Raw genomic sequence first — 12,595 nt, 5'->3', positions numbered from 1 at the left:
GTCAGGCCTTGTTGTCCTGCTCGAGCATCGAGCCGCCGGAGACGTCGTCGTCGTCCTCGCGCCCGGGCGTGCGCAGGTTCCACTTGCGGATCACGAACCGGAACAGGAAGTAGTAGACGGCGGCGTAGGCCAGGCCGATCGGGATGATCAGCAGCGGCTTGGTGGCGATGTTGAAGTTGAGGACGTAGTCGAACAGTCCCGCCGAGAAGCCGAACCCGTCCTTGACCCCGATCCAGTTCATCAGCGCCATCGAGGAGCCCGTGAGGAGGGCGTGGATGACGTAGAGCGGGAACGCGACGAACATGAACGCGAACTCCAGCGGCTCGGTGACGCCGGTGAGGAACGCGGTCAGCGCGGCCGAGAGCATGATGCCGCCGACGAGCTTCTTGTTGTGCGGCTTGGCCTCGTGCCAGATCGCCAGGGCGGCGGCCGGGAGGGCGAACATCATGATCGGGAAGAAGCCGGTCATGAAGGCACCCGCGGTCGGGTCGCCGGCCAGGAAGCGGGCGATGTCGCCGTTGTAGGTCTCGCCGCCGGAGGAGTACTCGCCGAAGATGAACCACGGCGGGTTGTTGAGGATGTGGTGCAGGCCGAGCGGGATCAGCAGCCGGTTCAGCGTGCCGTAGACGAAGCCGCCGAGCACGGCGTTGTCGGTCACCCACTCGCCGAGGCCGGTGATCGCCCAGTCGAAGGCCGGGTAGACGAAGCTCATCGCGACCGAGATCACCACGGCCGCGAAGGCGGTGATGATCGGGACGAAGCGACGTCCACCGAAGAAGGCGAGGTAGGGCGGGAGCGAGATCCGGTGGTAGCGCTGCCAGAGCCAGGCGCTCACGAGGCCCATGACGATGCCGCCGAGCACGCCGTAGTTGATCAGCTCGTCACCCTCGAGGATCTCGGGCGACATCGCCTCGCCGACCCCCTGGAAGACGAGGTAGCCGACGACGGCCGCCAGGGCCGTGGAGCCGTCCGACTTGCGCGCCATGCCGATCGCGATGCCGACGGCGAACAGCAGGGGCAGGTTGGCGAAGAGGGCGTTGCCCGCTGCGCCGATGACGGCTGCGACGCTGTCCCAGCCCAGCCCGTCGGCGCCCAGCAGGTCGGGCTGGCCGAGCCGCAGCAGCAGCGCCGCGACGGGCAGCGCGGCGATGGGGAGCATCAGGCTGCGCCCGAACTTCTGGACCGGCGCGAGGTTGAGCTTGCGCCGGGTCGTGGTGCCGCCCGAGGCGGCGTCCTGGGTGGTCATCAGGATCGTTCCCTTCTGGTGGTGCTGTTGGTGCTGCTTCTTCCGACGGCGTCGGGGGTGGCGCCGAGGCTCATGTGGACCTGGTAGCGGTCGCCCCGGTAGCGGGAGACGACGTACTCGACCGGTCGGCCCGCCGCGGTCGAGACGCGGCGGAAGACCAGGAGCGGTGTGTGCACGGGTGCCTCGAGGCGGCGCGCGGTCGCACCCTCCGCCGCCTCGCCCCACAGGGTCTGCTCGGCACCGTCGATGACGAGGTCGTAGCTGCTCGCGAAGAGCGTGTAGAGCGAGCCGGTGAGGTCCGCGGTGTCGAGGCCGGGGAGCACGGAGCACGGGTACCACCCCTGCTCGATCGCCATCGGCTGGCCGTCGGCGAGCCGCACACGGTCGATCCGCCACGCAGTGCCGCGTGCGCCCAGCCGCAGCGCCTTGACGACCTCCGCCGGCGGCCGCTCCTCGTCGACGCGCATGAGGCGGGTCGCGGGGACCAGGCCGCGGCGGCGCATGTCGTCGGAGAACGACGCGAGGTGCAGGCTGGTCTGCACGCGGGGTCGCGCGACGAAGGTGCCCTTGCCGTGGATCTTCTCCAGCAGCCCGCCGACCACCAGGCTGTCGATGGCCTTGCGCACCGTGGCGCGGGAGACGTCGTACGTCGTCATGAGCTCGCGCTCCGAGGGGATCGAGGCTCCGGGCCCAAGGTCGCGGGTCGCCAGCTCGGCCAGCACGTCGCTCAGCTGCACGTGCTTGGGCCGCGGGCCGTCCTCGATCCTGGGGGACATGTCGTCCTCTCGACGTCTGATGGATCCATTGGTACGGTCTGGTACGTACCAGTTGGAGAGCATGGCTCCGACACGTCGACGTTGTCAAGGACCACGATGGACACCTCACTCCCGGCTACACCCGCGACGCAGATGGCGTCCGAGATCGCCGAGCAGCCCGCGGCCGCCCGCCGCACCCTCGACGCGCTCCTGCCCGAGCAGCCGCGACTGCGCGAGCTCGCCGCAGGGCGCCGCCGCGTGCTGCTCGTCGCGCGCGGGTCGAGCGACAACGCCGCGATCTACGGCCGCTACCTGCTCGAGGTGGCCGCCGGCGTCCCCGCCGGGCTGGCCGCGCCCAGCGTCGCCACCCACTACGGCGCGCGCCTCGACCTCTCGGACACGGTCGTGGTCTCGGTGTCCCAGTCCGGTGCGACCGCCGAGATCGTCGAGACCCAGGAGTGGGCGCGAGCCTGCGGGGCCGCGACCGTGGGCGTGACCAACGTCGAGGGGTCGCCGCTCGCCGACGCCGCCGACGTCGCGCTCGTGACCCGGGCCGGTCCCGAGCTCGCGGTGCCGGCGACCAAGTCCTACCTCACCCAGCTCGTGGCCCTCGCCGTCCTCGCCGACGCGCTGGGGGAGGCGCCGCTGGGTGACGCGCTCGACCGCGTGCCCGGCGCCGTCGAGCAGCTCCTGCGCACCGACGTCGACGCGGCTGCCGAGGCGCTGGCCACCACCGACCGGGTGGTCGTGTCGGGGCGAGGGCTGCTCCTCGGCACCGCGCTGGAGACGGCGCTGAAGATGGAGGAGACGTGCCTGCGCCCGGTGCGCGGGTACTCCTACGCCGACCTGCGCCACGGCCCGATCTCGGTGGTGAGCGAAGGGCTGTTGGCCGTGCTGGTCGGCGCGGGCGAGGGCCCGCTCGCCGAGCCGATGGTCGACCTGGTCCGCGACCTCCACGAGCGCGGGGCGCGCGTCCTCGGGCTCGGGGGCACGCCCGACTTCGCGGCCGAGTGCGACCTCCACCTGGCGGGTCCGGACCTGCCCGAGACGGTGGAGCCCATCGCGTCGATCGTGCCCGCGCAGCTGATGATCGAGCAGATGGCCCGTCGGCTGGGCCTCGACCCCGACAACCCGCGCGGCCTCAAGAAGGTCACCCAGACCGACCGCTGACCCCTACGACCGTTGCGCCGCACCCGTCGGCGTACGCGACAGTGGATCCACCCACGAAAGGAACCTGAGATGAGCAGCAAGGCAGAGCAGATCCTGGCCGGCCTCGGTGGCGCCGACAACATCGTCGAGATCGAGGCGTGCATCACCCGCCTCCGCACCGAGGTGAAGGACGGCTCGATCGTGGACCAGGCGGCCCTCAAGGCCGCCGGAGCCCACGGCGTGATGGCGAGCGGCACCGTCGTCCAGGTCGTCGTCGGGCCCGAGGCGGACAACCTCGCCGACGACATCGAGGACCTGATGTGAGCGGTGCCGTCCAGGTCCTCGCCCCCTGCCCGGGACGGGTCGTCGCGATGTCGGACGTGCCCGACCCCGTCTTCGCCGAGGAGATGGTCGGCCCCGGCGTGGCCATCGAGCCCGAGCCCGGCCGCGCCACCGTGGTGTCGCCGATCGCCGGCAAGGTCGTCAAGGTCCTGCCCCACGCCTTCGTCGTCCTCGGCGACGGCGTCGGCGTCCTCGTGCACCTCGGCATCAACACCGTCCGCCTGGAGGGGGAGGGCTTCGAGGTCCTCGCCACCCAGGGGAGCGAGGTCGCCGCGGGCGACCCGATGATCACGTGGGACCCGTCCTCGCTGCCGCCCACGGCCAGCGGCCAGGACGTCTCGCCGATCGTCCCGGTCGTGCTGATGGACGCACCGAAGGGGTCGGTCACGAGCGACGCCATCGGCGGGTCCGTGGCTGCCGGCGACGTGCTCTTCGCGACCGCATGACGGCGGCGACGACGGGGGTCTCCGCACTCCTGCTCGACCTCGACGGGACGCTGGTCGACTCCGAGCCGCTGCACCGGCGCGGCTACGAGTCGTTCTTCGCCCACAAGGGCTGGGAGCTCCCCGACCTCTCCGTCTTCACCGGCCGCCGGGCGGTCGACGTCTTCGCGACCGAGAACGGCCCCTGGGACGGGCTCGACCCGGAGGCCGTGCTCGCCGAGGTGCTCGAGCACGTGCCGGACGAGGCGGCGCGCGCCGTGCCGGGCGCCCGGGAGCTGATCGAGGCGGCCCGCGCCGGCGGCACCCCGGTCGCGATCGTCACCTCGGCGGGACCGGACTGGGTGCACAGGTCGCTGGTCGAGTCGCTGACCCTCGAGCTCGACAGCGTCGACCTCGTCGTCACCGCCCGCGACGTCGAGGACGGCAAGCCGCACCCGGCCGGCTTCGCGCTCGCCTGCCGGAGGCTCGACGCCGACCCCGCGGCCGCGCTGGCGGCGGAGGACTCACCGGCCGGTGTCCGCGCGGCGCTCGGTGCCGGCGTACGCCAGGTGCACGGCATCGGCACGTCCCACCCGCGCGAGGTGCTCCTCGACGCCGGCGCGGTCGAGGTCCACGGCGACCTCCGGCCGCTGCTCGCGCTCCTGAGGGCGTGACCCGGCCTCGGGGCCTGGTGGTCAGCCGGCGACCTGGTCCCCGACGGTCGTGGCGTGCGGGCGGCCCGGGTCGTCGAGCGCCGGCTCGACCTCGCCTGCCCGGAGCGCCTCGAGCTGGGCGCACACGGCCGTGCCGTAGAAGAACGCCACGGACGACAGCAGCGCCCACAGCAGCAGGGCGAACACGCCGGCGAGGGGGCCGTAGACGCTGCCGAACGACCCGCTGAGCGAGACGTACGCCGCGAGCCCGGCGGTGGCGACGGCACTGAGCACCACCGCGATCCCCGACCCGAGCGCGAGCCAGGACAGGGCGGGCTGCCGGCGGCGCGGCGCGTGGTCGAGCAGCACGGCGATCGCGAACACCAGCAGCGCGATGCCGACCGGCCACCGCAGTCCGTTCCACCAGTCGACGGCCGAGTCGGACCAGTCGTAGCTCTCCACCATCGCCTCGCCGAGCGCGCCGCCGCCGACGATCATCACGAACCCCACGCCGACCGGCGCGGCGAGCACGGCGGTCAGCACCGCCGCCCGGCCGTACTTGTGAAGCGCCTTGCGGTCGCGCCGGATGCCGTAGATGCGGTTGGCGCCGCGCTCGACCTGCGCCATCGCCGTGGTCATCGACAGGAGCGCGAAGCCGAGGCCGAGCACCAGGGCGATCTCACCGGCACGCTCGGACGCGTCCGACCCGTCGACCGCCGAGGCGAGCGCGTCACCCTCGCCCGAGCCGGGGGAGAGCGAGTCGACGACGTGTGCCACGACCGCGGCGGGCCGCTCGTGGTCGATGTCGGAGGCGAGGCCGGTCAGGGCGAGGAGGAAGGGGACGACGGCGAGGCAGGCCTGCAGGGCGAGCGCGCGCGAGTTGGTGAACCCGTCGCCGTAGCGGAAGCGCACGAAGGACTCGACCGCGATCTTCCCCAGCCCGTGGTGGCGTGCGAGGTGCCAGGCGTCGAGCGCGTCCAGCTCGTCACCGTCCATCTCGGTGGTGACGGGAACGGTCCGCGCGGTGGTCATGGGCGCACCCTAGGCGGCGGCCACGGCGGAGGAGCGCCCGGATTCGCCGGACGGGTGCTCCGCCCGCCTCTACTCTGGAAGTCCCACCGGTCGTCGCGGCCGCTGGCAGACGTTCTCGACCTCTCGGAGTCTCCGTGTCGTTCCTCGGTTCCACCCTGTCTCGTCGCGCCCTCGTGGTCGCCTCCCTCCTCGGCCCCGCCGCCGCGGCACTGTCCGTCGCGCCCGGCAGGGCGCACGCCGCCTCAGGCACCCCGCTGGGGCGGCAGGTCCGGTTCGGCGCCTACGCGTGGGACGTGCCGTGGACCCCCGGTGTCCTCGACGACCTCCAGCGGACCGTCCAGGCGCCGGTCTCGATCGCGTCCTACTTCTACGGACCCGACGTCGTCTTCCCCGCCCAGCAGGACCTCGACACCGCTCGGGGTGGCGCGCGCGACCTGCTGGTCGCTTGGGAGATCGGGAAGTTCCGCTACAGCGAGTGGCCGGCCGGCCTGCACGACGCCTACCTCGACCAGATCGCCGCGGCGGCGCGCGCCTTCCCGTACGTCATGTACGTGCGCCCCTGGCCGGAGATGAACGGCGACTGGACCTCGTTCCAGCCGACCCCCGCCGGCGAGAAGGAGCACGGCGGCACGCCGGAGGAGTTCGTCGCGGCCTGGCGCTACCTGGTGACCTACCTCCGCGACCGGGGCGTCACCAACCTGCGCTGGGTGTTCAACCCGACGACCGACACCTACGAGGGCACGACGGACATCCGCACCATCTACCCCGGTGACGACTACGTCGACGTCCTCGGCCTCGACGGCTACAACTGGGGCAACACCGGCCTCAGCTGGGGGCCGTGGCGCACCTTCGAGGACATCTACCGCGAGCAGTACGACCGGCTCGTCGCCCTGCACCCCACCGCTCCGGTGTGGATCTGCGAGGTCGGCTGCAAGGAGCCGTCGTACGACGACGGGGCACCCCGCATCAAGTCCGCCTCGAAGGGACGCTGGATCACCGACATGTTCGCCGCGACCACCTTCCCGCGGGTCCGGGCCGTGTGCTGGTTCCAGGGCAACAAGGAGCGCGACTGGCGGGTGAGCTCGTCCAACGACGCGCTCAAGGCGATCCGCTCCGCGCTCGACCAGATGCCCGCCTGACGCCAGCACCTCCGGGTGCCGTGCCCGGGAGGTCGGGCCGGTCTGGCGGGTGGAGGCTGTCGGTCCGCAGGTCCAGACTGGAGGCATGCAGGCTCGGGAGCGCGTCGGATCGATCGGGAGACAGGTGGCGGTGGAGCCGCGCCGGTTCTACGACGGCGGCACGCTGCCGACCGCAGCAGGTCCGGGCGCGCCGCCCGACCCACGGTCCGATCCGCGCATCGTGCTCGAGCGGCACTCCGAGGAGGGCGTCGAGACGTTCGCCCTGGAGCGTCGGCTTGCCTACCGCGACCGCCACCTCGGCGAGCTGCTGGTCCCGGCGGACGCCGACTTCCGCACCGACCTGACCTCGGTGCCCGCCCTGTTCACCTGGCTGGTGCCCAAGACCGGGGCCCACCTGCCCGCTGCGCTGCTGCACGACGCCCTCGTGGCCGGTCGCGACGACCCCGCGTCCTACGTCTCCACCGAGGGGCACGGGGTCGACCGGGTCGAGGCCGACCGGGTCTTCCGCGACGCGATGGCCGACACCGGCACGGGAGTGATCCGTCGCTGGATCGTCTGGTCGGCCGTCACCGTGGCGACGATCTTCGTCGGCCGGGCCGTGCCGTGGTCGCCGCTCAAGCACTGGTCCTACCGGGTGGCGGCCGGCGTCACGATCGCCGCGATCGTCTACCTCGGCTACAGCGCCACCGGCGACCTGTTCGACGTCTCGTGGGTGGGTGCCGTCGACGTGCCCTGGATGGGCGACCGGCCGTGGTGGGCGGAGCTGGCGGGCGGGTTCGCGGGGGCGATCGTGCTGCCGCTGGCGCTGAGCCTGCTCTGGGGCCGGCTGCGGATGGCGGGTGCGATCGCCGGGGTGATGCTCGCTGTGCTGCTCCACGTCACCGTCGGCCTCGCCGTCATCGGCGCGAGCTACCTCGCCCTCGAGCGGCTGGCCCGACGCTCCCCCGTCGCGGCCTGGGTGCTGGCGGGCGTCGTCGTCGCCGCCTCCCTGGTCGTCTTCGCGGTGCTCAGCCTCGGCTGAGGCCGACCTCGGCGAGCCAGCGCGCGGCGAAGGTGCCGCGCGGCAGGTCCTGCGTGACGAGGGTCAGACCCTCGCGCGCCGCCAGGACGACCAGGCCGAGCGCCACGGCGGTCACCACCATGCCGTGGACGTTGCGTGGGAAGCGGCTCGGCACCGTGCGCACGCGGTGCCAGCCGCCGACGAGACCGGCGGTGACGACCGCGGAGACGATGCTGGCGAAGGCGGCCCCGAGCACCGTGCCGAGGAGGTTCAGGTGGCTGATGAGGATCGCCGACGTCGCGGCGGCAGTGGCGCCGGCGACGAGCTGCGGGAGGCTCAGGTCGAGGAAGGGCTGGCGGTCGGTTCGGCCGGTCCGGCCGGTCCGCTCGGGCGTGTCGATGGGGGAGTCAGGCATCTCACGAAGGGGGGTGGGGGACAGGGCTTCCCCTGTACGACGACCGGGCGCGGCCGATCGTTGCCCGACGTGAGCACCCTCACCCCGCCGAGCGGGCACTTCGTGCCCCGTCGAACCCGCCGAGCGGGCACTTGGTGCTCGACGACGGGCACGAAGTGCCCGGTCAGACCCGCAGGACGGGCACGAAGTGCCCAGTCAGCGCAGGGAGTACGTCGCGAGCGAGACGCCGACGTAGTGGGCTGCGAAGGCCAGGATGGTGAACGAGTGGAACACCTCGTGGAAGCCGAACCAGCGGGGCGAGGGGTTGGGGCGCTTGAGGCCGTAGACCACGCCACCGAGCGTGTAGAGCACGCCTCCGACCGCCACGAGCACCAGCGTGGCGACCGCGACGCCGCTGCTGAAGCGGTTGGCGCCCTCCATGAACTGGGGGATGAAGAACACCGCCGCCCAGCCGAGGGCGATGTACATCGGCGTGTAGAGCCAGCGCGGCGCGTCGGTCCAGAACACGCGGAAGAACACACCCGCGATCGCCGCGATCCAGACGACGAGCAGCAGCGTCGTACGCGCGCTGCCCTCGAGGAAGAGCAGGGCGTAGGGCGTGTAGGTGCCGGCGATCAGCACGAAGATGTTGGCGTGGTCGAAGCGGCGCAGGAACGCCCACGTGCGCGGGGACCAGGTGCCGCGGTGGTAGATCGCCGACACCGTGAAGACGAGGAGCGCGGAGAACGCGAACGCCGCCGACCCGACGCGGGTGGAGGCCGTGGGGGAGAGTGCGACGAGCACGATGCCGGCGGCGAGCGCGATCGGCGCGGTGGCGGCGTGCAGCCAGCCGCGCAGGTGCGGCTTGATCTCGGCCATCTTGTCGGCCATCACTTCGCCGGCACGCTCGACGGCGTGCTCGACGCGGTCGCGCGGGGTCTGGCCGGGGGTCTCCATGGAAAGAAGTTACCCGGACGGGCGTGAAGTGCGCAGCCGAGTGCACCGAGTGCCCGGTCACACGGCGCGACGGCGTTACCATCGGCTGGTGGTCAACGTGAAGGACGCCGTGCGACGGGTGCTCTACCCGGCCTACGAGTCCCGGGTGGTGAAGTTCCTTCCCCACGACCAGATCCCGAAGCACGTGGGCGTGATGCTCGACGGCAACCGCCGGTGGGCCAAGGCGGTCGGGCTCAACACCGCGGAGGGCTACCAGGCCGGCGCCGACAACATCCGTCCGCTGCTGGGCTGGTGCGAGGAGGTCGGCGTCGAGGTGGTCACGCTGTGGCTGCTCTCCAGCGACAACCTGACCAACCGCCCGCCCGAGCAGCTCACCGGGCTGCTGAAGATCATCGAGGGCGCCGTCGAGTCGCTCGCCGAGGCGGGACGCTGGCGGATCCACCCCGTGGGAGCGCTCGACCTGCTGCCGACCGAGACCGCCGAGCGGCTCAAGGCCGCCGAGGAGAGCACCCGCGACATCGACGGCGTGCTCGTCAACGTCGCGGTCGGCTACGGCGGCCGCCGCGAGATCGCCGACGCCGTACGCGCCCTGCTCGCCGACCACGCCTCCAAGGGCACCTCCCTGGAGGAGCTCGCCGACATCATCGACGTCGAGCACATCGCCGAGCACCTCTACACCAAGGGCCAGCCCGACCCCGACCTCGTGATCCGCACGTCGGGCGAGCAGCGCCTCGGCGGCTTCCTGCTGTGGCAGTCGGCCAACTCGGAGTTCTACTTCTGCGAGGCCCTGTGGCCCGACTTCCGGCGCGTCGACTTCCTGCGCGCCATCCGCGCGTACGCCGAGCGCGAGCGCCGCTTCGGCGGCTGAGCAACGGCTCGCAGACGTCACCCGACCGTCACCTCGCGTTCGGGCGTGTCGCCCCGGATCGGGTGATCCACGGGCGTACTTTCGCGACATCAGCAGGTGGGGAAGCCGGCTGAACCGGGAGGCACACCTTGGGCACTCAGATGGGAGCTCTCCGGTCCGTTGAATGACATCGGGCCGGGCGAGGAGTGCGCGCGCCGACCCGCAGCAAGGGGTTAGTCGTGGCCAGCAACACCTCACCCAGCTCCGTCAGCTCTGACCGCAGGACCTACGTCCTGGACACCAGCGTGCTGCTCGCCGATCCCGGCGCGCTCACCCGCTTCGCCGAGCACGAGGTCGTGCTCCCCGTGGTGGTGATCACCGAGCTGGAGGGCAAGCGGCACCACCCCGAGCTCGGCTACTTCGCCCGTGCGGCGCTGCGCGCGCTCGACGACCTGCGCGTCGTCCACGGCCGGCTCGACGAGCCCGTCGGCATCGGCACGGAGGGCGGCACGCTCCGGGTGGAGCTCAACCACACCGACGCGGCCTCGTTGCCGTCCGGCTTCCGGCTGGGGGACAACGACACCCGGATCCTGGCCGTCGCGCGCAACCTCGCCGACGAGGGCCACGTGGTCACGCTCGTCTCCAAGGACCTGCCGCTGCGGATCAAGGCGTCCGCCGTCGGCCTCGACGCCCAGGAATACCGCGCCGAGGCGATCAGCGACTCCGGCTACACCGGCATGACCGAGCTCGAGGTCCCGGCCACCGACCTCGACGAGCTCTACGAGGACGGGGTCGTCGACCTCGCCGAGGCCCGCGACCTGCCGTGCCACAACGGCCTGGTGCTGCTGTCCGACAGGGGTACGGCGCTGGGCCGCGTGGGGGCGGACAAGCGCGTGCACCTCGTCCGCGGCGACCGCGACGCCTTCGGCATCCACGGCCGCTCCGCCGAGCAGCGGATCGCGCTCGAGATGCTGCTCGACCCCGAGGTCGGGATCGTCTCCCTCGGCGGTCGCGCCGGCACCGGCAAGTCGGCGATGGCGCTGTGCGCGGGCCTGGAGGCGGTGATGGAGCGCCGCCACCACAAGAAGGTCGTGGTCTTCCGCCCGCTCTTCGCCGTCGGCGGGCAGGAGCTCGGCTACCTCCCCGGCTCGGAGAACGAGAAGATGTCGCCGTGGGCGCAGGCCGTCTTCGACACCCTCGGTGCGCTGACCGGCAAGGACGTCATCGACGAGGTGATGGACCGCGGCATGCTCGAGGTGCTGCCGCTGACCCACATCCGCGGTCGGTCGCTCCACGACGCCTTCGTGATCGTCGACGAGGCACAGTCGCTCGAGCGCAACGTGCTCCTGACGGTCCTGTCCCGCATCGGCGCCAACTCCAAGGTCGTGCTCACCCACGACGTGGCCCAGCGCGACAACCTCCGCGTGGGTCGCCACGACGGCATCGTCGCCGTGGTGGAGAAGCTCAAGGGCCACCCCCTCTTCGCCCACGTCACCCTGACCCGCTCCGAGCGCTCGCCCATCGCCGCCCTCGTGACCGAGATGCTGGAGGACGTCACCCTCTGACCGACGCCTCGGGCCGCCCTGGTGCGCTGCAACGCCGGGTTGTTGCTTGTGCCCCCCATGACAGATCCTGGTGGGTACAGCTACCAACCCGGCGTTGCAGCGGCGATCGGGCGCGGGAGGCGGTGGCGGTCGTCACCATGCGTGGCCGGTGGGACTGACGAGACGCAACGACACTGTTGTGACGCAAGGGACAGCCCCAATTGTGCCGTTCGGTTTGCACGTGGTTGAACCCTCATGCATGGTGGCTCGTGACCGTTCCGTGACCTCGGTCGTCGGCAGGGCGCCGGGATCCCCCGCACCACCGCCCCGTCCCGCCGGACCAGGTCTTCGTGGTCGCCCCCGCGCCTCTGTGCACGACCCGGCGTGACACCCCCTGTCGTCAACCCCCCGTGAGCCCCTGTGCCCAAGTCAGACAAGTACGTCCCGAAGCACCGCGTCCCCGGCAAGCACAAGGCCGGCCGCGCGCCCCGTCGAGCCCTGCGCACCGGCGTCGTCCTGACCGGACTGGCAGCCGCCGTGACCGGCGTGAGCGTCACCGGCGGCCTCGCCGCGAGCGACCCCGACGTGCTGACCCCCGCCGCCGCGGACGTGGCGACCACCACCCCGAGCCCGTCCGCCGAGGCCACGACCGGGGCCGCCGGCTCGACCGCGGACGCGACCACGCTCGAGCGTTCGTCGCGACAGGTCGTTTCGCGCTCGGCACGTCGGACCGACAAGGCGAAGGCCACGACGCTCGCGATGTCCGGCGGCTCGGCCGTGACGCGCTCGGAGAAGCTGTCCGAGGGCGACCCGCGCGACATCGCCCGCGCGCTGCTGCCGGCGTACGGCTTCTCCTCCGACCAGTTCTCGTGCCTCGACTCGCTCTACGTCAGCGAGTCGGACTGGCGCATCGACGCCGACAACCCGACCTCGTCGGCGTACGGCATCCCGCAGGCCCTCACCGAGCTCCACGAGCTGCCGGCGGACTACATGACCTCCGCCGAGTCGCAGATCCGGTGGGGCCTGGAGTACATCCAGGACACCTACGGCACCCCCTGCAGCGCGTGGAGCTTCAAGCAGGGCAACGGCTGGTACTGAGCCCCGTCGCGATCCGT

14 protein-coding genes are annotated in these 12,595 nt (G+C 72.0%); 9 read left to right on the top strand and 5 right to left on the bottom strand.

Annotated elements, in window-relative coordinates:
• Position 1: 1 nt before the first annotated feature.
• Positions 2–1,246 (bottom strand): PTS transporter subunit EIIC, encoded by a 1,245-nt coding sequence (locus tag AC1DP1_RS02485; protein ID WP_477505497.1) that lies wholly within the window; start codon positions 1,244–1,246, stop codon positions 2–4.
• Positions 1,246–2,022 carry a GntR family transcriptional regulator gene (locus AC1DP1_RS02480; RefSeq protein ID WP_477505496.1) on the bottom strand — a complete coding sequence of 259 codons (777 nt, stop codon included), beginning with the start codon at positions 2,020–2,022 and terminating at the stop codon, positions 1,246–1,248. The genes AC1DP1_RS02485 and AC1DP1_RS02480 overlap by 1 nt, the downstream gene beginning before the upstream one ends.
• A gap of 96 nt (positions 2,023–2,118) precedes the next feature.
• Between AC1DP1_RS02480 and AC1DP1_RS02475 the strand changes: the two genes are divergently transcribed.
• The 4 genes from AC1DP1_RS02475 (at position 2,119) to AC1DP1_RS02460 (ending at position 4,588) form a co-directional block, all read left to right on the top strand.
• On the top strand, positions 2,119–3,171 hold the full coding sequence (locus AC1DP1_RS02475; protein ID WP_477505495.1) for an SIS domain-containing protein: 1,053 nt from the start codon (positions 2,119–2,121) through the stop codon (positions 3,169–3,171).
• A 69-nt stretch (positions 3,172–3,240) separates the two neighbouring features.
• Complete coding sequence (locus AC1DP1_RS02470; protein WP_477505494.1) at positions 3,241–3,474, top strand: PTS sugar transporter subunit IIB; 234 nt, start codon at positions 3,241–3,243, stop codon at positions 3,472–3,474.
• Positions 3,471–3,938: a PTS sugar transporter subunit IIA gene (locus tag AC1DP1_RS02465; RefSeq protein ID WP_477505493.1), complete on the top strand. Its 468-nt coding sequence runs from the start codon at positions 3,471–3,473 to the stop codon at positions 3,936–3,938. Before AC1DP1_RS02470 ends, AC1DP1_RS02465 begins: the two co-directional genes overlap by 4 nt.
• Entirely contained in the window at positions 3,935–4,588 is a 654-nt protein-coding gene (locus AC1DP1_RS02460; RefSeq protein ID WP_477505492.1) for an HAD family hydrolase, read from the top strand. Before AC1DP1_RS02465 ends, AC1DP1_RS02460 begins: the two co-directional genes overlap by 4 nt.
• A 21-nt stretch (positions 4,589–4,609) precedes the next feature.
• Here AC1DP1_RS02460 and AC1DP1_RS02455 read toward each other — a convergent pair whose 3' ends face one another.
• Complete coding sequence (locus tag AC1DP1_RS02455; protein WP_477505491.1) at positions 4,610–5,599, bottom strand: YihY/virulence factor BrkB family protein; 990 nt, start codon at positions 5,597–5,599, stop codon at positions 4,610–4,612.
• 134 nt (positions 5,600–5,733) lie between these two features.
• On the opposite strand from AC1DP1_RS02455, the gene AC1DP1_RS02450 reads away from it, so the two are divergent.
• Together AC1DP1_RS02450 and AC1DP1_RS02445 are read left to right on the top strand one after the other, a co-directional pair.
• On the top strand, positions 5,734–6,738 hold the full coding sequence (locus tag AC1DP1_RS02450) for a glycoside hydrolase family 26 protein (RefSeq protein ID WP_477505490.1): 1,005 nt from the start codon (positions 5,734–5,736) through the stop codon (positions 6,736–6,738).
• Between the two features lie 85 nt (positions 6,739–6,823).
• Positions 6,824–7,759: a DUF1353 domain-containing protein gene (locus AC1DP1_RS02445; protein ID WP_477505489.1), complete on the top strand. Its 936-nt coding sequence runs from the start codon at positions 6,824–6,826 to the stop codon at positions 7,757–7,759.
• On the opposite strand, the gene AC1DP1_RS02440 is transcribed toward AC1DP1_RS02445, so the two are convergent.
• Positions 7,746–8,153, bottom strand: a complete 408-nt coding sequence (locus AC1DP1_RS02440) for a hypothetical protein (RefSeq protein ID WP_477505488.1) — start codon at positions 8,151–8,153, stop codon at positions 7,746–7,748. The two genes, AC1DP1_RS02445 and AC1DP1_RS02440, sit on opposite strands and share 14 nt — an antisense overlap.
• Positions 8,154–8,348: 195 nt before the next feature.
• Positions 8,349–9,089, bottom strand: coding sequence for a PAQR family membrane homeostasis protein TrhA (trhA, locus tag AC1DP1_RS02435; RefSeq protein WP_477505487.1), 741 nt, complete (start codon positions 9,087–9,089; stop codon positions 8,349–8,351).
• 88 nt (positions 9,090–9,177) lie between these two features.
• On the opposite strand from trhA, the gene AC1DP1_RS02430 reads away from it, so the two are divergent.
• The 3 genes from AC1DP1_RS02430 to AC1DP1_RS02420 all read left to right on the top strand — a co-directional run bounded on the left by AC1DP1_RS02430 (position 9,178) and on the right by AC1DP1_RS02420 (position 12,578).
• Complete coding sequence (locus AC1DP1_RS02430) at positions 9,178–9,957, top strand: isoprenyl transferase (protein ID WP_191192960.1); 780 nt, start codon at positions 9,178–9,180, stop codon at positions 9,955–9,957.
• Positions 9,958–10,175: 218 nt separating this feature from the next.
• Entirely contained in the window at positions 10,176–11,501 is a 1,326-nt protein-coding gene (locus tag AC1DP1_RS02425) for a PhoH family protein (protein ID WP_477505486.1), read from the top strand.
• A 399-nt stretch (positions 11,502–11,900) separates the two neighbouring features.
• Complete coding sequence (locus AC1DP1_RS02420) at positions 11,901–12,578, top strand: aggregation-promoting factor C-terminal-like domain-containing protein (protein WP_477505485.1); 678 nt, start codon at positions 11,901–11,903, stop codon at positions 12,576–12,578.
• Positions 12,579–12,595: the final 17 nt, after the last annotated feature.

The sequence above is a fragment of the Nocardioides sp. P4_G10 genome, from assembly GCF_056401175.1.
The sequence above is the reverse complement of the archived record's forward strand: the minus strand, read 5'-3'. Positions and strand labels throughout refer to the sequence as shown.